The sequence below is a fragment of the Rhizobium giardinii bv. giardinii H152 genome, from assembly GCF_000379605.1.
Lineage (GTDB): Bacteria > Pseudomonadota > Alphaproteobacteria > Rhizobiales > Rhizobiaceae > Pararhizobium > Pararhizobium giardinii.
Map to the genome: position 1 here is coordinate 145,983 of NZ_KB902624.1, position 19,225 is coordinate 165,207.

Annotated in this window: 16 protein-coding genes; 9 read left to right on the forward strand and 7 right to left on the reverse strand. The window is 60.8% G+C overall.

The annotated features are described in order from the left end of the window. Positions 1 to 52 precede the first annotated feature (52 nt). Positions 53 to 1,756 (reverse strand): SulP family inorganic anion transporter, encoded by a 1,704-nt coding sequence (locus A3AY_RS35080; protein ID WP_234913146.1) that lies wholly within the window; start codon positions 1,754 to 1,756, stop codon positions 53 to 55. A gap of 187 nt (positions 1,757 to 1,943) precedes the next feature. Further along, positions 1,944 to 2,459 (reverse strand): CYTH domain-containing protein, encoded by a 516-nt coding sequence (locus A3AY_RS0111530; protein WP_018325835.1) that lies wholly within the window; start codon positions 2,457 to 2,459, stop codon positions 1,944 to 1,946. A gap of 379 nt (positions 2,460 to 2,838) precedes the next feature. Between A3AY_RS0111530 and A3AY_RS0111535 the strand changes: the two genes are divergently transcribed. From A3AY_RS0111535 to A3AY_RS0111570, 6 genes are all read left to right on the forward strand, one after another. Next, positions 2,839 to 3,186, forward strand: coding sequence for a hypothetical protein (locus A3AY_RS0111535; protein ID WP_026203349.1), 348 nt, complete (start codon positions 2,839 to 2,841; stop codon positions 3,184 to 3,186). A 263-nt stretch (positions 3,187 to 3,449) separates the two neighbouring features. Continuing rightward, positions 3,450 to 3,857, forward strand: coding sequence for a potassium channel family protein (locus tag A3AY_RS39115; RefSeq protein WP_018325838.1), 408 nt, complete (start codon positions 3,450 to 3,452; stop codon positions 3,855 to 3,857). A 229-nt stretch (positions 3,858 to 4,086) separates the two neighbouring features. Next, positions 4,087 to 5,172: a calcium/proton exchanger gene (gene cax / locus A3AY_RS0111555; protein WP_018325840.1), complete on the forward strand. Its 1,086-nt coding sequence runs from the start codon at positions 4,087 to 4,089 to the stop codon at positions 5,170 to 5,172. A gap of 53 nt (positions 5,173 to 5,225) precedes the next feature. Beyond that, entirely contained in the window at positions 5,226 to 5,873 is a 648-nt protein-coding gene (locus tag A3AY_RS0111560) for a VIT1/CCC1 transporter family protein (RefSeq protein WP_040668535.1), read from the forward strand. Between the two features lie 148 nt (positions 5,874 to 6,021). Continuing rightward, a complete protein-coding gene (locus A3AY_RS0111565) occupies positions 6,022 to 7,755 on the forward strand; it encodes a SulP family inorganic anion transporter (RefSeq protein WP_018325842.1) in 1,734 nt (577 codons plus the stop codon). A 433-nt stretch (positions 7,756 to 8,188) separates the two neighbouring features. Further along, complete coding sequence (locus A3AY_RS0111570; RefSeq protein ID WP_018325843.1) at positions 8,189 to 9,382, forward strand: amino acid aminotransferase; 1,194 nt, start codon at positions 8,189 to 8,191, stop codon at positions 9,380 to 9,382. Between the two features lie 128 nt (positions 9,383 to 9,510). Here A3AY_RS0111570 and A3AY_RS0111575 read toward each other — a convergent pair whose 3' ends face one another. The 5 genes from A3AY_RS0111575 to A3AY_RS0111595 form a co-directional block, all read right to left on the reverse strand. Further along, positions 9,511 to 10,374 (reverse strand): glycerophosphodiester phosphodiesterase, encoded by an 864-nt coding sequence (locus A3AY_RS0111575; RefSeq protein ID WP_018325844.1) that lies wholly within the window; start codon positions 10,372 to 10,374, stop codon positions 9,511 to 9,513. A 53-nt stretch (positions 10,375 to 10,427) separates the two neighbouring features. Then, positions 10,428 to 11,492 (reverse strand): ABC transporter ATP-binding protein, encoded by a 1,065-nt coding sequence (locus A3AY_RS0111580; protein ID WP_026203351.1) that lies wholly within the window; start codon positions 11,490 to 11,492, stop codon positions 10,428 to 10,430. 5 nt (positions 11,493 to 11,497) lie between these two features. Then, positions 11,498 to 12,598 carry a carbohydrate ABC transporter permease gene (locus tag A3AY_RS0111585; protein ID WP_018325846.1) on the reverse strand — a complete coding sequence of 367 codons (1,101 nt, stop codon included), beginning with the start codon at positions 12,596 to 12,598 and terminating at the stop codon, positions 11,498 to 11,500. Between the two features lies 1 nt (position 12,599). After that, entirely contained in the window at positions 12,600 to 13,553 is a 954-nt protein-coding gene (locus A3AY_RS0111590) for a carbohydrate ABC transporter permease (RefSeq protein ID WP_018325847.1), read from the reverse strand. Positions 13,554 to 13,627: 74 nt separating this feature from the next. Next, complete coding sequence (locus A3AY_RS0111595; protein ID WP_018325848.1) at positions 13,628 to 15,001, reverse strand: ABC transporter substrate-binding protein; 1,374 nt, start codon at positions 14,999 to 15,001, stop codon at positions 13,628 to 13,630. Positions 15,002 to 15,057: 56 nt separating this feature from the next. Between A3AY_RS0111595 and A3AY_RS0111600 the strand changes: the two genes are divergently transcribed. The 3 genes from A3AY_RS0111600 to A3AY_RS0111615 all read left to right on the forward strand — a co-directional run bounded on the left by A3AY_RS0111600 (position 15,058) and on the right by A3AY_RS0111615 (position 18,952). Then, complete coding sequence (locus A3AY_RS0111600; protein ID WP_085995026.1) at positions 15,058 to 16,137, forward strand: LacI family DNA-binding transcriptional regulator; 1,080 nt, start codon at positions 15,058 to 15,060, stop codon at positions 16,135 to 16,137. Positions 16,138 to 16,166: 29 nt separating this feature from the next. Continuing rightward, complete coding sequence (locus A3AY_RS0111605) at positions 16,167 to 16,991, forward strand: glycerophosphodiester phosphodiesterase (RefSeq protein ID WP_018325850.1); 825 nt, start codon at positions 16,167 to 16,169, stop codon at positions 16,989 to 16,991. A 452-nt stretch (positions 16,992 to 17,443) separates the two neighbouring features. After that, complete coding sequence (locus tag A3AY_RS0111615; RefSeq protein ID WP_018325851.1) at positions 17,444 to 18,952, forward strand: sulfatase; 1,509 nt, start codon at positions 17,444 to 17,446, stop codon at positions 18,950 to 18,952. Positions 18,953 to 19,225: the final 273 nt, after the last annotated feature.

Genomic DNA, 19,225 nt, shown 5'->3' on the forward strand with positions numbered 1-19,225 from the left:
GGAAGCGGACCTGTCACTGGCGGAAAGTCCTTCACGGGGCCCTCGCCGGCGCTCACCGGGATTCTGCTCCGACTGAGGAAGGGCTGTGTGAGTCAGTATTTGCCAACAGCGCCGTCACAGCCTCCTCCATATCCTCGAAAATCATGGCGGAGCCTATTTTGGCAAGAACGCCAGAACGTTCCAGCACGTCCAGCGGTTCACTATGCAGTTCCACGATCGCGAATTTCATGCCCCGCTTCTCCGCCAATGCCCGTATCTCATCAAGCATGACGGCCGCGGTGCTGTCGATCTGGGCGGCCGCCCCTGCGTCGAAGATGAACCCTTTGGTATCCGGCCCCAACTTTGCAAAGATATCCTCAATCCGGCTCTTGACGTAATCAGCATTGAGGAACAGCAGGCTGCCCTGGAGAAGGTAGATCACCAGCCCCGGAACTGGCATCGCCTGCGCATAGCGATGAAGCTTGTAGAACCCGTCGCGTCCTGGAATGCAACCCAGCAATGCGTCGCGCGGCCTCATTCCCTGCATCACGAGATAGAAAAGTGTTGCAACCACGGCGACGATCACTCCCTTCAGTACCCCGAGACCAAGCGCTCCCGCCATGCTCATAAGCGCAAAAGAGAACTCGATCCGGCTGATATGCCATAAGTCCCTCAGGGTTCGCAGGTCGATCAAGCCTATAGCTGCCGATGCCAGGACGGCCCCCAGTGCGGGGGTGGGCAGGATGGCCAGCGCATCGGTAAGGAAAAGGACTGTGAGTGCCAGGGCGACAGCCGAGAAGACGGCCGCCAACTGGGTCTTTCCGCCCATGAGATCGTTGATTGCAGTACGGGAATCCGAGGCGGTCACAGCGAAGCCGCCGCACAATCCCGAAGCCAGGTTGGCCGCACCGAACCCGAGGAGTTCGCGATTTGCGTCAACCGGATATCTGTTTTTGGCGCCAAAGCTGCGCGCGGTCACGATGCCAGCGCCGAAGCTCATGATCAGCACTGCCCCCGCGCCCAAAAGGAGGTCATCAATGGCGACACCGCGCGGAGCCGGTATCGTTGGCCACGGAAGCCGGGACGGAACCCCGCCAACCACGCCTATCCCCAGTGCCTTAAAATCAAACGCGTATGATAGGGCGATTGCGAGTGCCACGGCAACAAGCGGTCCGGGAATGGACGGACGCCATGCGCTCAAAAGCCGCAGAAGGACGAAGAGTCCAACGCCCAGAGCAAGGGAAGGCCAGTGGATCAGGTCCAATTTATAAACGATTTCGACAAGCGGCCCAATCAGCCCGTCACTCTCGATCTTGACGCCGGTCAGTCGGCCGATCTGCCCGACGAGGATCGACAGCGAGATGCCTGTCATAAAGCCCGTCAGGATCGGACGCGACAGGAGGTCCGCGATAAAGCCGAGCCGAAGGAAACTTGCAAGAAAGCACAGGAGGCCGACGATCGCGGCTAAGGCCGCCGAAGCCATCACGTTTTCGGCAGTCGATGTGAGACCGAAAGAAACCAGGACCGCAGCAAGCACCGTTACCGTGCCAGCGTCCGGACCCACGATGAGTTGCCGCGAGGAGCCAAGAAGCGCGTAACCCAGAACCGACATGATGCTCGCATATATGCCGACTTCCGGCGGCAACCCAGCCAGGGCTGGATAGGCGATCGCACTGGGCAACCCCACCGCCGCGATAGCCAGCCCTGACGTCAGGTCATACCGAAGCCATTCGGCCCGATACCCTTTGAGGCTGGATATGATGGAAAGGGCTGGCATGGCGTCGAACATCTCCTGGGTTAGAAGGATCGGCACGTTCTGCAGGAGCTACCAAGGGCTTTCATTTCCACTCCGTCACGCCGTGGGTCGTCCACCTGCTCCAAAAAACCGTACGGTTGTTGAGTGTGACAGAAATCAACAATGCGAAGTGGTGTCGGCCGAATTCTGCGGACTTGATTTGCATTGGCTACAACACGCGTCCTGCCAGATTGCCTTGCTTGGCCCGTGCTGACCGGAGCAGTTCGTCGGGGTGCGGAGGCACCGCGAGTGTTCGATTGGAATATGCCGAAATTCCGGTCACTTCCGGACCGAGCCACGGCGGGCGGGGAGGTTGGTCGGCCTCGTTGCCAAGTTCGATTTCCGCGAGAACGAGCCCTTCGTTGGCGCCGTTATAGACGTCGATATCCCAATCATAGCCGAGGTAGCGCACCTTGTAGCGGGTTTTCTCAACCAGGGCGGTGGCGTAGGCGAGCATTTCCAGGGCATCGACATAGGGAATATCGTATTCGAACTCCTCTCGCCTCAACGAACTCGTTCGGAATTTGACCGTAAGCACGGCGCGCGCCATATCGATCGTCCTGGTGCGCACCGTCCGCTTCTTGTTCGCGGTGAGATAGGCTTGGCTGAATGCGGCGCCTTGGGAGGCGTGCTTGCGCCAACTGTCGTTTGACACGAGGTATTTTCGCTCTATCTCCGCGGCCATTTTGTCCCTCTAACAGTTGCGCGAACCGACGACGAACTCCGACCGCGATAGTTGACGGAATCCTCTTTAGGACGCGCTGTCCAAGCCCTTGAAATTTGGCTATATTGGTCGGAATCTACCACTTGTGACTTCGGTATACCTCACCCCTGCAAGAAAGCGGAATTGTAAACGAACTGGGCGTACCAAAGCGACGGGAACGTGATGCCGATGTGGACGGGCAAATCTGAAGTCCGGTTGGGACTACACCGAAACTGCGAAACAAATATTAGTACCAACTTTTGTTTTAGGCAATCGCCGAACTAAACTCCCAGTTCTATAAGTTCGAGGCAGAAACCTGGGAAAGTCGGCTTTGAGTCAACCACGCTTCTGGGGGATCATCATGCGCAAGCGGATACTTTCAGCGACAGCTCTTCTTTCCGTTGTTTCGCTGCTTTCAGGTCAGATTTTTTCTGCACGCGCCGAAGAGCCGACCTTCGCCCAACTTCAAGCCATGTGTCGAAATGCAAAGGATCCATCGCAGCAAGGGTACTGCACCGGCTTTGCGGAGGCTATCGCGTTACGCCTCGTTCGTGACGACAAGGGCTGCGTTCTTCTCCAGGAGTATATCGACCAGGCAAACGCAGATATTGCTCTTCCCGATCTGATTGGCGATCTGAACCCGGCCGAGTACTCCCAGCAGGCTCTCGAAGCGGTGGAGAAATTCTTCTATAGCAGGGGGTGCACATAAATGGTGGGCCCGCTCTTGCGCCAGCGCGACCGGCCGGTGCTCCCGTCGAGCCGCCAGGCGGGTGAGTTCGCCACCATGCTTGACGACAGCCTTCCCTCGCGCACAGCAAAAACATTCCTGTGCGGGGATTGTCGGTCGAGACGAAGTCTCGTCTGCCGCTTGGCGCGCGAAACCGGAGGCCCGGGCGTGGCTTACAAATGCGACTTGGGCCCATCGCGCGTGTCGATCTTGATATCTGTTCTCTGCCACCGCCAGGAAGGGGCTTGATCTCTCTGCAGTACTGGGCTTCACTGCCAGCAGTCGAGCCTTTCCTCGTGGCAAACACCCAGGAGCTCATCTTGCGTCCCTTCGACAACCTGCGCCGCCTGTTTCGAGGCATGCGCCACGCGTTCGGTCAACCTGAGGTGCAAGGCGGCACTCAGCTCGTCGTCACGCTGATCGTGGTCGCGACGGTCTTCTATCGGACGGTCGAGGGATGGTCGTGGCTCGATGCGGTCTACTTTTCGGTCGTAACGATCGCCACCGTCGGCTACGGCGACATCGCGCCCCAGACCGCGATCGGGAAGATCTTCACGATAGGCTACATCTTTTCGGGGATCGGGATATTCGTGGCGGCGGTGACAGCCCTGGCCCAGGCCACGCTGCGAGCCAAACCACCGGATCAAGACTGACAGATGGACGGAGCAGAACTCGTGCCAATCAAGACGGACCCGCTCTTTTGTGATAGGGTCTTTTCTCGTCGGCAAGTCAGGGCCTTGGAACGCCACGCAAAACTCCCGTTCGAGGAGATGGCCTGTTTGAAATTTCAGGGGCTCCGACCGCTTCAGAACAGAGACTTCTAGTTGCCCGGTTCGAGGTCCTTTTGCGTCCCCGACCGGCTGGGGAACGGAGTGGCGTGCAATGGATCGTGCCCTGAACGAGATGCGAACGTCCCCGTTGCTCTGGCTGCTGGTGTTCGTTCCCGTCGTTCTCGCGGGCGAGCGCCTCTGGCCCGACCGGCATACGTTGCTGTTCCTGCTCTCGGTATTGGCAATCGTCCCCCTGGCGGCGCTGCTCAGCCGGGCGACGGAGTCGGTGGCGGCGCGGACCGGGGATGCGGTCGGTGGCCTGCTGAACGCCACACTCGGAAACCTTACCGAGCTCGTCATCGCGCTGGCGGCCCTTCAGGCCGGCCAATACCTTTTAGTGAAAGCCTCGATCGCCGGCGCTATTGTCACCAACACTCTTTTCATGCTCGGCGGGTCCTTCCTGATCGGTGGTCTCAAGTACCACGAGCAGGAATTCAACCGCATAACCGCCCGCGTCCAGTCCGGCCTGCTCTTCCTCGCAACTGTGGCTCTGCTCGTGCCCTCATTCGTTGCCCAGATGGACGGACGGCAAGCCGTCACCCAGCCCCTCAGCCTGGGGCTCGCGGGCCTGCTGATTGTTGGCTATGGGCTCTCGTTGGTGTTTTCCCTGAAGACCCACAAGGAGGTCTTCGCAAGTGCCGGCCATGGTGAGGCGGATGAGGAGCCCTGGCCAATCAAATTCGCCTTGTTCACCCTCGCGCTGGTGACGGTCCTCGTCGCGCTCGTAAGCGAGGTGTTCGTGTCCTCGGTGCAGATCGCGGCCGGAACACTGGGAATGTCGCCAGCCTTCGTCGGTTTCGTTGTCGTCGCTATCGTCGGCGCCGCCGCCGAGATGACGACCGCCTTCTCGGCGGCCTCCAAGAACCGCCTCGACCTCAGTGTCGGCATTGCGCTCGGCAGCGCCGCGCAAATTGCACTCTTCGTGGCGCCGCTCCTTGTGCTCCTGAGCTATGTCATCGGGCCGGAACCGATGAGCCTGCAGTTCTGGCCGGGCGCCATCGTGATGATGCTGATCGCGACCATGGCGGCTGCGCTGATGACGAACGGCGGTCGCTCCGCCTGGTTCGTCGGCGTAATGATCCTCATGGTCTATGCGATCTTTGCGCTAACCCTCTTCCTGCTTCCACCAGCGCCATGACCGTAAAAGATGATCCACCTCCGGCGGCCGCGAAGAGGCGCGAAATTGCGACAGTGCGGACCGCCACATCCCGACGGGTGCTCGACCCGGTGGCGCGCGCCAGCGAAGTTCTGTTCGGCCTGATCATGGTCCTGACCTTCACGTTGTCTCTCGCTGCAACCGGGGTCGGCCGCGCCGACGTGCAGGCCATGCTGCTCGGCGCGCTGGGCTGCAACCTCGCCTGGGCCATCATCGATGCCATCCTGTACTTGATGGCCGTGCGCGGGGAAAACCGGTTGGCGGCCGCGACCATACAGGCGATCCGCGATGCCGAAAGCCCTGCGGCTGCGCGCGCGATCGTCGCGGATCATCTCCCTCCTGCCGTCCTGCCGGCACTGACTGCATCCGACTTGGATCGCATCGGCGTTCATCTCAGCGGTCTACCGCCCGAAACCCTCGAATCCCGGTTCGGTCGGGAGGACTATCTGGCCGCCCTCGGCGTCTTCCTGCTCGTCTTTCTGTGTGTCTTCCCGGTCGTGGCGCCCTTCCTCCTCACCGACGTGGCGCTCGCCCTCAGGCTTTCCAACATCGTCGCCGTCGTGATGCTGTTCCTCACCGGTTTCACCTTTGGCCGGCAAGTGGGAAGGCCATGGCGCACGGGATTTCTGATGGTGACGATCGGCATGATGCTTGTCGCTGTAGCGATTGCCCTGGGCGGATGAGCCGCTCCCGGCGCCCGTCCGGCCGCGCTTCTGGAGCGCGACTTCCTGGCGGCAACGCGAAGGGTGGGCGCGCTCTCACGGTGCTGACGGCATCATGCCGCCCGTCGCGAAAGCCCGCGTCCGCGCGCAGAACAATGGAGGGGACTTGATGACACAGCCAGCACACGCCTCGCGCTCCAGTGACCAGACCGAGACGGGATTGCGCCCAGATGTCATCGCGGGCCTGACAGCGGCGGCCGTTGTCATTCCGAAGGCCATGGCATATGCGACAGTGGCGGGCCTTTCGGTTAGCGTAGGACTCTATACCGCCTTCATCCCGATGATCGTCTATGCCATTCTGGGCACATCGCGGGTACTCAGCGTTAGTTCGACGACGACCCTGGCGATCCTCGTCGCGGCGCAGCTCGCCCTGGTCGTTCCGGACGGAAACCCCTCCGGGCTCGTCGTCGCGACCGCGACGCTTACCGCGCTGACGGGCGTTCTGCTGGTCGCCGCTTCGGTCCTGCGCCTCGGCTTCGTCGCGAACTTCATCTCCGCGCCGGTGCTGACAGGCTTCAAGGCCGGGATCGGGCTGGTGATCGTACTCGATCAGGTTCCGAAACTATTCGGAATCCACATCACCAAGGATGGTTTCTTTCGCGATGTGCTGAGCGTTGCGCAGCATCTTCCTGAATCGTCGGTGCTCACCCTGGCGATCGGGGGAGTGGCCCTCATCGTGCTCCTGGCGATGGAGCGGCTTTGGCCCCATTCGCCGGCCCCGCTCGCGGTGGTTGGCGCCGGCATTGCTGTCTCCTGGCTCGTCGGACTCTCCGCCGGAGGGGTCGCGACGGTCGGCCATATTCCGCAGGCGCTGCCGTCGCTCACGCTGCTGGACCTCGGCCTCGTCATGCAGTTGCTGCCCGGGGCGATCGGCATCGCGCTGATGAGTTTCACCGAGACAATCGCCGCCGGCCGCGCTTTCGCCCTCCCGTCAGACCCGCCGATCCGGTCCAACCGCGAACTTCTGGCTACCGGCGCGGCCAATCTGTCCGGCGCCCTCTTCGGAGCAATGCCGGCGGGCGGCGGGACCTCGCAGACGGCTGTGGTCCGCGCGGTCGGCGGTCGCACGCAGAAGGCGTCGCTGGTTACTGCGGCTGCCTCGGCTGCGACGATGCTGGTTCTGGCGCCGGCGCTTGGCCTCCTGCCGCACGCGGTGCTCGCCGCTATCGTGATCGTCTACTCGATCGGCCTGATCCAGCCCCTCGAGTTCGCGGCGATCCGCAAGGTCCGCACCATGGAGTTTGGGTGGGCGCTCGCGGCCTTCCTTGGCGTGCTCGTATTCGGCACGCTTCAGGGTATCGTCGCGGCCATAATCCTGTCGCTGCTGGGGCTTGCCAGCCAGGCGGCAAACCCGCGGGTCCACGTGATCGGCCGAAAGAGGGGCGAGGACGTGCTGCGCCCGCTGTCTCCCGAGCACCCGGACGACGAGACGTTTGACGGCCTCCTAATCTTGCGTCCCGAAGGCCGGCTGTTCTTCGCCAATGCGGAGCAGGTGGGAGATCGAGTCCGGGAACTCGTAGCCCAGTACAAGCCTCGGGTTCTGATGCTTGACCTCAGTCGGGTCTTCGACATCGAGTATTCTGCGCTATTGGTAATGATGGAGGGCGAACGCCGCTTTGCGGAAGCGGGCGTGACGGTCTGGCTCGCCGGCCTGAACCCCGACGTCCTCAACTACATCCGATCGTCCGGGCTCGCGGATCATCTCGGCACTGACCGCATGTTCACCAACGCCCGCATTGGCATCAGCAGATACCTCGAAGTCCCCGCGCCCGATCAAAGAAACTCCGATGCGAACGAGCGTGGGGTCCGGTCGAATGGGCAAGACGGGCTGAAGCCGGCGTGACGCAAGTCGCCCTGGTTTGTTGATCTGGGCAAGCAGAAATGACGATTGTACCGCCCCGTTTCACGCAGGATGGTCGCCGCATACTTTCAGCATCAATGCCCGGAGGCCAGGAAGAAAGCGGACCCGCGAATCTGTCCAAATTTTTGCCTCAAGCGTGCAACTGCGTGCTGGATTCGTCTGCATGGGCCCGGAGGGGCTGGCGAATGTGTGAGTGACCCGGGGGGCAAGACGGCAGCATCGTTTCGATGTGTTCCGCAGGCGATCGAGCCTCCACGAGCATTGCGCGGCGGTGCACATTGCAGGCCAAATTATTGCATATCAGAGCATCATATATCGAATTTCATGCATAACCGCGCGCCAAAGAGGCAAAATATGCAAGGAAACGTCATCCCCAAAAGGCTATTGTCACACCAGAATCCTCAACAGGTGCAAGATGTTCGATAAACTCAAAGAGCAACCAGCCGACAGCCTTCTGGCACTTATCAATACATTTCACGCTGACCCGCGTGAGTACAAAGTCGACCTGGGCGTCGGCGTCTATCGTGACGAACACGGGCGGACGCCGGTCATGCGCGCCGTGAAGCTGGCGGAAGCGTATCTGCTTGAAACGCAGGACAGCAAACGCTACCTCGGTCCGCAAGGCGATTTATCTTTCGTGAGTTTGCTCAAACCGATTATTTTCGGCGCCGGACCAAACTTGGGCGATCGTATCGTCGGCATTCAGACGCCTGGCGGAAGTGGAGCCTTGCGGATCGGCGCCGAGCTGGTTGCTGCTGCCAATCCAAATGCTCAGGTCTGGTTGGGAACCCCGAGTTGGCCGAACCATGCGCCGATCTTTCGATCCGCTCGGTTGGCCGTCAAGGACTACAGTTTCGTCGATCTGGCGACGCAGAAGATCGACTTCGCTCGCGTTGTCGAGGCACTGTCATCGGCCACTGCAGGTGATGTCGTCCTTATTCACGGCTGCTGCCATAACCCTACGGGTATCGATTTTACTGCCGAGCAATGGAAGCAGGTCGCCGCGCTCCTGGTCGAGCAGAAGCTCGTCCCCTTCATCGACCTCGCTTACCAAGGTCTTGGCGATGGATTGGAGCAAGACGCAGAGCCCGCCCGGTTCATTCTCGACTCGGTCGACGAGGCTATGGTTGCCTATTCCTGCGACAAAAATTTCGGCCTCTACCGCGAGCGCGTCGGCGCGCTTTATCTTGCGAGCCGCAATTCCATGGACCTGTACATTGCCGACACCAACATGGCTTCTTTGGCCCGTGTCAATTGGTCGATGCCTCCTGATCACGGCGCGGCAATTGTTCGTGCCATTCTGGAGAGCAAAGAATTGACTGGAATCTGGAAGACGGAGCTCCAGGAAATGTGCGCTCGCGTGAACGGCAATCGCGCAGAACTTGCCGCCGCCCATCCAGATCTTGCTTTCATCGCCACGCAGCGTGGTCTGTTCTCGAACTTGGCTATGTCGAAGGAAACGGCTGCGGCGCTGCGATTGAAACACGGGATTTACCTGGCGGATTCCGGGCGTATGAACCTGGCCGGTATGCAGCCAGCCGACGCTGATGCCATTGTAAAAGCACTTCACGCAGAAGGTGCGTTGTTGGACGCGCGCTCCGCAGGCTAATGTCGTTTGGACAATGATGACCAAAATGAACGCATCTATCTACTTGGTGATGACCCGTGGGTAAGTCAGGACGAGATTGACACTGTGCACGGTTTTAACTCCACGGCCGGCCCACAGCAGCGACTTTCTCAAAGCGCACGGACCAGGCCGAAGATCGCGCTTGAAACATCGGTTGTGATCTGGCGCACCTTTGCCTCTACCAGTGTCCGCAGGATCGCGTCATTCATATCCCTGCCGGGATTGACCGTCCAGGCGTCCGTCTCGATGCCAAGATCGAGCAGGCGAGCAACGAGGGGGAAGCCCTGTTTTTCCGCCGCAACGATGGCATCGAACCGGAGGTAGGCGAGGCTCACCCCGGCTCCGCGTCGCTCCAAATGACGCAGCAACTGCTCCGGATCGCGCAGACCCGGTTGGCGCGACACCGCCAGCATCGGGTCATAGCCGAGCCGGGCTCCTGGAATGGCGGCGACGAGACGACGTGCATCATTCAGATGGTGCGATCCGACGACGATGGCGTCTTCCAGCCCGGCGACCGCGGCTGCCGCATCGGCGATCGCTGAATCGGGAAGCGAGTATCCCTCGAGCAGCTTGAGGTCGAGTTGAAGGTTTGCTGATGGGGCCCTTCGCCGCGTCCGCAGCGGGGCTATCAGGTCGGCGAGCGACAAGACCGGCGCGTCGGGGTCGGGGGTGCCCGCAGCGTCCCGGTGGAACAAACCCCTCATCGCGGCGATCGGCGTGCGCGGAACACGGCCGTGGCCAGTCGTCGAAGGACCGAGTGTCGGATCGTGGAGAACCGCGAAGCGGCCATCGGCTGTGGCGAGAATGTCAACCTCGAGGCTAGCGCCGAGTTGCCAGCCGAGGGCGAGATTGGAACGCTTGAAGGGCGCCTCGGAGAGGTTCGTTCGCAGTTTGTGCCACTTGAGCCGGACGGGGCCGCAGGGTCCCTGGACTGCCACCGGAGGGCTCGACGTGTGGTTGCTTGTCTTAAGCACGGCCGCGCTCTCCTCTCCGCCACGAGTTAAGGGATTGCTGTCGCTCGGTCGTGTCAAGTCGGTGCGCGGACATGCGCCCCCGCAATCAGCTTCTCTCGCGCCGTGTCGAAGACAAGCGAATCCTCGGAAAGAAAACCGATATTTACCTGCTCGCCTGTCGAATGCGCGGGGGACGAACCCTGTTCAAGCACACGAACGGCGCCCATGCCGGTTTCGACGACATAGAGGATCTCGCGCCCCATCGGCTCAATCTGTGCGATACGACCGCTGAAGCCAGTATGGCCAAATCTGAGATGTTCGGGCCTCAGCCCGATAGTCAGCGACCCCGACGCGCCCTCGACCGGAAATCTGGCGCCGTTCACTGTAACAGTGCCGCCTTCGGCTTCGCCCGAAAGGAGGTTGATGGGCGGCGAGCCGATGAAGCCCGCTACGAACAGGCTCGAGGGCCTGAGATAGAGGTCGTCCGGTGTCCCGACCTGCTCGATCTCGCCGGCGCGCATGCAGATAATGCGGTCAGCCATGGTCGTCGCCTCGATTTGGTCGTGCGTAACGAGAACCGTCGTCACGCCGAGCTGCGCCTGCAACGATTTGAGCTCGGTCCGCATCGAAAGGCGAAGCGAAGCGTCGAGGTTGGATAGCGGCTCGTCCAGCAACAGCAGCTGCGGCTCCTTCACGAGGGCGCGCGCAAGGGCGACGCGCTGCTGTTGGCCGCCGGAAAGCTCGCTCGGGCGACGGTCCAGTAGTTCCAAGACCCGGACAAGGTCTGCAGCGGCCTTCACTCGGGCGAGTGCTTCGTCGCGCGGCGTCTTCTTGAAGCGCAGCGGAAACAGAATGTTGTCGCGTACGCTCATGTGCGGGTAGAGCGCATAGGATTGAAAGACGATACCGACATTGCGGTCGCGCGTCTCGACCTCGTTGACGACATGGCCATCAAAGAGGAGCTCGCCGCCGCTCGGAAGGTAGATGCCGGCAAGCATGAACAGGCTCGTCGACTTGCCACATCCGGAGGGGCCGAGAAGTGCTACGAACTCGCCGTCCTCAATGACAAGGTTCATTTCCGGGATGACCTCGACGGCGCCGAAACGCTTCACCACGTTGCGGAATTCGATCTTCGCCATTGTCATCACCCCTTCACGCCGCCGATCGACATCTGCATCAGATAGCGCTGCGCAGCCATGTAGAGGATGAGGCTCGGGACAAGATAGAAGACTCCAACCGCAGATACGACGCCGTAGTCGACACCCATGACGTCATCGCGCACCCAGTACATGTAAAGGCTCATTGTCCAATTGCTGTTTCTGATCAGGAACGTGAACACGAAGATGTACTCTTCCCAGCCCCGGATGAAGGTGAAGACAGCGATGGCGAGGATGCCGTTCCTCACCTGTGGCAGCACGACCCTCGCGAATGCCTGTCGCCGTGACGCGCCGTCAGTCAGTGCGCTCATCTCGATGTCCCACGGCACTGCGTCGAAAAAGCCCTTCATGATGAAAATCGCAAACGGCAGCTCGAACGCGACAAGCACAAGGATGACACCGAAAAGTGTGTCGAGGAGCCCGATCCAATAAAGCATCAGGAACATCGGCACGATCAGCGTCAGCACGGGGAAAGCGTGAAGCACCAGCAGCGAGCGCAGCATCGAGGAGCGGCCAGGGAACTGGAAGCGCGACAGGTAGTAGGCCGCCAATGAGGCGACGGTAACGACAATGGCGGTTTGCGCCCCTGCGATCAGGATGGAATTGCCAAATGCATGCCAGACGTTTGGAAACTGCACCGCGCCTTTGATTTCCCCGACCCGAGACCGCACCACCGAGGCAAAGTCCGGCTCCCACAGGAAGATGAAGTTGCCAAGGTGCAGGTCCGGACCAACCAGCCAGGCGAAGGCTAAGGCACCGATCGCGGAGACTGCCGCAATGCCGATCCATGTGTGACGTCGGCTTTGTGCGACCGCGGCAGTGAGCCAGAAGGCGATGACGGTCGGCACCAACACGGCCATCGAACGCCATAGAACCGCCGTCTCCGCGACGCCGGTCTTGGCCGAAAAGGCGATCGTGACGAGCCAGAAATAGGGCAGGACAATCGGCAGCGACACGGCAATGAGGAAGGCGTAGAGAACGACGGCCTTGCTGCGCCGGACCGCCCGCGCTCGCGCCGCCAAAGCATCCCAATGGACTGCGGATTCCGATGCCGCCACGGACGCAGTGGAGATCACCGGCGCGGCCATCTCAATGTACCTCGATACGGGGGCGCTGCAGCAGTCGCTCCATATCGAAGAAGCGCCAGCCGAGCAGTGCGACAACTACGCCAATGACGATGAGAAAAAGCGCCAGCGCGGCTCCGTAGCCGTATTGTCCGCTCTCGAAGGCGCGACGGTACACGTAAAGCGCATATACGGTCGTGTCGTAGAATGGCCCGCCCTTGGTGAGGAGCAGGATGTATTCGAAGCTGACCAGCAGCGACAATGTCTGGTAGATCGTCACAAAGCTGATCGGCCAGCGCAACGCCGGCAGGGTGATGAAGCGGATCGTTGCGAACGTTCCCGCGCCGTCTACTGCCGCAGCGTGAAACAGGTGCTCGGGAATGCTGCGGATCGCGGCGGTAAAAATGATCATGCCCATCGAAGCGCCGATGAACCCGTTTGAGATAATGATAAGCGCGATTGGCGCGGAGGTTAGCAGATCGAGCGGCGCGTCGAGGCCGAACGCCTGCATGAGGACCTGGTTTACGAGACCGGCTTCGGTGGGGCTTACCGCCCACAGCCAGAGCAGAATGTAAAGGACGGACGGGCTCATCCGCGGCAGCAGCCACACCCCCCGGAAGAAGCTGCCGGATGCATTCCGGATCGCGGTCGTGGTGATGGCCAGGATCAGGCCAAAGGTGACGTTGAAGATCGCCAGCGTGCCGAAGACGTAAATGAATGTCAGACCTATGACCTGCGACAAGCGGCGGTCAGTACGAAAGACCTTCTCGTACTGTTCGGTGGTGAACTCGGTGATGCGGAGCGAACGACTGAGGTCGGTGAACGATACTGCGATATCGATGATCACGGGGACACCGAAGAAGAGGACAGTCAGGACGATCGCCGGACCGAGAAAGATCACAAAATTCGTGCGCCTGCGCGCCACCGAGGCCGCATGGCCGCGCCTCTCGATCATGAGTTGTTCTTCTATCGTCGTCATCGTTTGGCTCGCCCGGCGGACTTCGCAGCCGTCGACCCAGCGCGCCAGGTCGACGGTCGCGAGACAGATTGAACCTATTTGACGATCACGTCCTCGAGGGTGGACGACGCCTCCTCGATGACGAAATCGGCTGCTTTCTGCGCTGACAACCGCCCAGATTCTATGCCTTGTATTGCGGCATAGATAATGCCGTTGAGATCCCCGAACTGCGAGTTGTTAGGAAGGAACTTGGTGATCTTTAGCAGTTCGGTTGCCCTGGCGAGCGGCCAGGCCTTGGCATAGCGTGGATCTTCTAGTTGCTCGGGCTTGATGCCGAGATGCGTCGTTGTGACCGCGTGATCGGTGTTCAGGTCGGCCGCCGAGGCGTGGCCGACCAGGCGGGCGGCGAGCTCCGGTTCCTTCGTGTCAGCAGCAATCGCATAAACGATCGGATGGGTCAGACTGACCGGTGAACCACCCTTTTCAGGTGCCGGCGCTGCAATCCAGCCCCAATCCGCGGAAAACGCCTTTTCGTCTTGCGGCAGCCCGTAGGTCGGGAATGCCACGCTCCCCAGATCCCAGATGCCGTACATCCAGAACGCTGCGTTACCGGTGTAGAATTCCTTGCGCAGAGCATCAAATTCCATCGCGGTGTTGTTGGCAGGGATGACCCCATCCTTCACTCCGCGCTCGAACCAACCGAAGGCAGCAGCGAGCTTGTCGCGCTCGAGGAGCAGTTTGCCGGTTTCCGGATCGGCAAAGTCGCTGCCATAGGCCTGGAAGACCATGATGTAGTCCGGCCCTTTGTTCGGCCGGTGAAGGACACCGTATTGCGCTTTTGTCTTGTCAACAACCTGCTTGGCGATCGCAAGCACCTCATCCATCGTCAGGTCACCCGACAGCGCACGCTGCGGCATGGCGTCGACAAAGGCAGTGTCGTAACCGGCCTCGCGCAACAGCTTCTTGTTGTAGAAGAACATCCTCGCCTCCGCGTCTTGCGGAATTGCGTAGGTGCCGTCGGGACACTTTGCTGATGACCAAAGCGACGGAAAGATCGTGCCGAAATGCTGAGGGTATTTGGCGATATAGTCGTCAAGTTTTAGAACGAATCCATCCTCCTGGAAGGCGCAGATCCATTCGTGCGCGGCGATGAATATATCCGGACCTTCGCCGATCCCGAATACCTTGAGAAGTTGTAGTGCGTCGTCGTCGAAGCCCTTGGCGGGGCTCTCGCGCACGGCAACCTCCACGCGCTTCGAAGAGCCCTCAGCCGCGAGCTCCTTGTTCAGCCGCTCGGCAGCCTTGATCACGTTGCCGGGACGCAGCGGCCCCGAAGGATCCTGACGCGACCATAGCTCGAGTTGAACGGTTTCTTGCGCGAGCAGCGGCGTCGCCGAAAGGTAGACCGCGCTGCCACCGATCAATGCCGCGCTCACAAGCGCAGCAGGTGCGATTTTCCAGTGAATCATTTTGGTTTCTCCCAGCCGCGACACGTATTTTTATCGTGCCGTCATTGATTGTTGCAATGCTGTGCAACACGATTATGAATGCGTTTCGGGGAATGTCCAGCGGAGTTGAGCCGGTGTCGGATACCAGAGACAGCAACCAGGGCCGCTTCGTGAGCGCGCAGGCCGTCGCCGAGCGTGCAGGCGTGTCCCGGTCGGCGGTTTCGCGCGCTTTTACCCCTGGCGCAAGCATCGCACCGGCAACGCTGGCACAGGTGCGGGAGGCAGCCGCGGCACTCGGATACCAGGTCAACGATCTCGCCCGCGGGCTTCTCGCCAATCGAAGCCGGCTGGTCGGACTCGTCACCTCCGATGCCGACGCTCCATTCCAGGCGCAGTTGGTTGCAGCTATCTCGCACGCTTTGATCGAGCGCTCCAATGTCCCGGTGATCATCAGCATCGGGTCCACGGCGGACGATGTTGCGAATGCCAGCCGCCAGCTGTTGCGCTATCGCGCGGAAGCGACCGTATTCCTCTCGGGCTCACCGCCAGTCAGTCTCGTCGAGCTCACGCGACGAAACGGACAGCCGCTTATCGTGGTGAATCGGGCCGAGACCGGCCTCGACAGCGTCCATTGCGATGACCGGGACGGCGCGCAGCAGGCCTTTGAGGCCTTGCGGCTGGCCGGAGGCTCTCGTTTCGCAGTCGTCAACAGGGCAAATCCGTGCCTCAGTCTCGCCGCCCGCGAGCACGCCTTCGCTGAATTTGCCACCGCGTCCGGATTCGAGACGAAAATCGTTCGGGCTAGCCGCGCCGACTATGATGGCGGGAAAGAGGCGGCGCGGCAGCTGCTGGCGTGCGGCCCGATTCCCGACGCGGTCTTCTGCGTGAATGATCTTATGGCATTCGGCACGCTCGATTACATTCGCGGGGCGGGTCTTTACGTACCCAACGATGTATCGGTCATTGGCTTCGACGATGTGCCCATGGCCGCATGGAGCTCCTATGGTCTAACGACTCTGCGGCAGGATCCTCAACGGATTGCCCGGGATGTCATATCGATTCTCAACCGGCGTCTCGCCGAACCAGACTCCCCGCCTATCTCCGTGCACTTCCCGGTCGAGCTCGTCATTCGCGAAACAATCAAAGCGCGCCGGTAGCAAAGCCAACCAACTGATGGAGGATGAAAATGGCCTTCAATTTCCTTGCCCGCGAAACAGGACGCGTCCATGTTTGTGGACACCGCGGCTACAGTCTCCGTTACCCAGAAAATACGGTGCCGGCATTCGAAGCCGCAAAGGTTGCGGGGGCGACCACGGTGGAGATCGACGTCGTCCTGACCGCAGACGGTGAGCCGATCGTCCTGCACGACCTGACCGTCGACAGAACGACTAACGGCCACGGTTTTGCAGCCGACCTCAGCCTCGAGCAGATCCGCAGACTGGATGCAGGGGTTTGCTTTCATCCCGCTTTCGCCGGAACGAAAATACCGACCGTAGCGGAGGCGCTCGATTGGGCAAAGCGGGACAATATGGGGATCGTACTCGAGATCAAGGAGGCGGAGCGGCCTGACATCGCCGTTGATCGCGTGGAGGGATTGCTGCGAGCAACGGGCACCCTCGACCGCGTTATTGTCATCAGCTTCGATCACGTGTTGCTGAAACGGGCGGTCGAGCGCCACCTACACCTGAGGACCGAAGCCATCACCCACGCCCGCCACGCCGACCTTGTCGGAGTGTTGAGGGCATGCAGTGCGAATTCGGTCTCGATCGAACTCGACATGTTCTGTGCCGACGATGCGAGGGCGTTGCATGAAGCGGGGTTCAGCAATCGCGTCCACGTGCCTCGCCCCGACGCGCTCGCTCCGTACTGGCGCGCAGGACGCGATCCCTTGCCTGCGCTGGTGCAATGGATTGCTGACGGACTTATCGACACGGTCTCGGGTGACGATGTGCCGTTCATCGCCATGCTCGCCAAGCGCGCGGGCCGCACCGGCGCAGTCTCCTGGAGTTAGCCGACAACCGCTTCTTCCGTCGCGTCAAGGCGGTGAAAGCCATTGCGCGAACGTGTTGACTCCCGGCCATATTTGCGGCCGGACCTCAGAATCGAGGCGCGTCGCGAAATGCCAAAATCTCGTCCGCACAAGGCTCGTTTCCGCTTGCCGGACGATGGCTTCGACTAATGGAGTTGGGTTCAACATCGACGCCCCAATTTTCTGGCCGGAATTGCCCGGCACGTCTCCTCGTGGGATATTGACGAGCCGCTTGCGGCTGCGTTGTTTTTGACGACAATAAATGCAAGGCGCCTTTCGCGACGCGCTGCCACGGGCTGCCGGTGAATGAATGCGTGGCGCGTGGCGGCAGGGCTGCTCTTGACCCCGGACGCGGACCAATAATTCGAGCCCCGGGGCGGGTCGATAGCTGCACCGACGTGCATTCGGCAATTCAAAATGGACCGACGAGATCGATGAAGACCGTCTTCGTACTTTTCGATTCGCTCAACCGACACGTGCTCGCCCCCTACGGGGGACGGCGGGTGCCAACGCCCAATTTCTCCCGGTTGGCGGAGCACACCGCAACATTCGAGCGCCATTATGTTGGCAGCCTGCCCTGTATGCCGGCGCGCCGCGATCTGCAGACCGGGCGGCTCAGCTTCCTTCACCGGAGTTGGGGGCCGCTTGAGCCGTTCGACAATTCCTTTGCCGAGTTGCTGCGCCGGGCCGGGTCTTACAGCCACCTCGTCACCGACCACTTCCATTATTTCGAGGACGGCGGCGCCACGTATCACACCCGATATGACAGCTACGATTTCATCCGTGGGCAAGAAGGCGATCCCTGGAAAGCAATGGTACAGCCGCCATGGGACCGCCTGTGCCAGATGTATCATGAGCGCCAGTTCAGCCAGTCCGCACGCGACAAGTTTCGCCGCAACATCGTAAACCGCGAATTCATCAAGGACGAGAGCGAGTTCCCGTCGGTGCGTTGCTTCGACACCGGACTGGAGTTCCTTGAGCGAAACCGGGCTGCTGACAACTGGGTTCTGCAGATCGAAACGTTTGATCCGCACGAACCTTTCACTGCGCCCGAGCGGTTTCGCGAGGGATTCAGGACGGGCTGGAACGGTCCGGTTCGCGACTGGCCACGCTACGGCCGCGTCGACGAATTGCCGGAAGAGTGCGAGGAACTGCGCGCCAACTACTACGCTGTCGTCGCGCTTTGCGATTTCCTCATCGGGCAGCTTCTCGATTATTTCGATGCGCACGACCTTTGGCGAGATACCGCCCTTGTTGTCACCACCGATCACGGCTTTCTTCTCGGGGAGCACGATTTCTGGGCGAAGAACCGGATGAACATGTATGAGGAGATCGTGCACATTCCTCTCTTCGTCCACGATCCGCGCCGGCCGGAAAGCGCGGGCACCCGGCGGTCGGCTCTGACCCAGACCATCGATCTCGCGCCGACATTCCTCGACTTGTTCGACGTGCCGACCGTTGCCGAGATGCAGGGCCACTCGCTCCTGGCGGTGCTCGACGCCGATCGCTCGCTGCGGCAAGGGGCACTGTTCGGCTATTTCGGCGGTGCGATCAACGTGACGGATGGACGTTATACCTATCACCGGTTTCCGCCCAACCCTCGCTCCCAGGAGCTTTACCAGTACACACTGATGCCGACCCACATCTGGGAGCGCTTCACGCCGGAGGAACTCGCTGGAGCTTTGCTTGTAGAGCCCATGCCTTTCACGAAGGGAGCGCCCGTCCTCAAAGTACCGGTGAACGAGCGGTCACCCATGTTCGACAATTATGGCCCCGGAGCGCTCCTTGAAAGTGAAACACGGCTCTATGATCTCGCCAATGATCCAGGGCAAATTACGCCCCTTACCTCTCCCGAGATTGAGCACGCAATGACGTGTCTCATGCAGGATCTCATGCGCGCCAACGACGCTCCACTCGAAGCTTACGCACGCATTGCGATTTGAGGCCAAGTCATGTGGGACGCTCGATAGAACTGCCTTTCTTTCCCGCCGCTGGGATGAGCAAGCGGCGCCTTGCGACGTCGGTCCACCGAGAACGTCCACGGTTCCGAATGAGGGATTGGAAGCGGCTCGTGACCGGTTTCGCCGCCTCCGGGGACGTGGCGATGATCCAATCCGGTGCGGCCCTAAAGCCCGAACATTGCGGGCCCTGGGGCTAGCAAAGCGCTATTCCCGCAGATCAGCTCGAGACCAAGAATGGATCGGCAAAGGCAAAAA

Bases quoted from the DNA above. Each gene is read 5' to 3' on its own strand.
- A3AY_RS35080 (WP_234913146.1), bottom strand. From the start codon at position 1,756: ATGCCAGCCCTTTCCATCATATCCAGCCTCAAAGGGTATCGGGCCGAA.
- A3AY_RS0111530 (WP_018325835.1), bottom strand. From the start codon at position 2,459: ATGGCCGCGGAGATAGAGCGAAAATACCTCGTGTCAAACGACAGTTGG.
- A3AY_RS0111535 (WP_026203349.1), top strand. From the start codon at position 2,839: ATGCGCAAGCGGATACTTTCAGCGACAGCTCTTCTTTCCGTTGTTTCG.
- cax (WP_018325840.1), top strand. From the start codon at position 4,087: ATGGATCGTGCCCTGAACGAGATGCGAACGTCCCCGTTGCTCTGGCTG.
- A3AY_RS0111565 (WP_018325842.1), top strand. From the start codon at position 6,022: ATGACACAGCCAGCACACGCCTCGCGCTCCAGTGACCAGACCGAGACG.
- A3AY_RS0111570 (WP_018325843.1), top strand. From the start codon at position 8,189: ATGTTCGATAAACTCAAAGAGCAACCAGCCGACAGCCTTCTGGCACTT.
- A3AY_RS0111580 (WP_026203351.1), bottom strand. From the start codon at position 11,492: ATGGCGAAGATCGAATTCCGCAACGTGGTGAAGCGTTTCGGCGCCGTC.
- A3AY_RS0111585 (WP_018325846.1), bottom strand. From the start codon at position 12,598: ATGGCCGCGCCGGTGATCTCCACTGCGTCCGTGGCGGCATCGGAATCC.
- A3AY_RS0111590 (WP_018325847.1), bottom strand. From the start codon at position 13,553: ATGACGACGATAGAAGAACAACTCATGATCGAGAGGCGCGGCCATGCG.
- A3AY_RS0111595 (WP_018325848.1), bottom strand. From the start codon at position 15,001: ATGATTCACTGGAAAATCGCACCTGCTGCGCTTGTGAGCGCGGCATTG.
- A3AY_RS0111600 (WP_085995026.1), top strand. From the start codon at position 15,058: ATGCTGTGCAACACGATTATGAATGCGTTTCGGGGAATGTCCAGCGGA.
- A3AY_RS0111605 (WP_018325850.1), top strand. From the start codon at position 16,167: ATGGCCTTCAATTTCCTTGCCCGCGAAACAGGACGCGTCCATGTTTGT.
- A3AY_RS0111615 (WP_018325851.1), top strand. From the start codon at position 17,444: ATGAAGACCGTCTTCGTACTTTTCGATTCGCTCAACCGACACGTGCTC.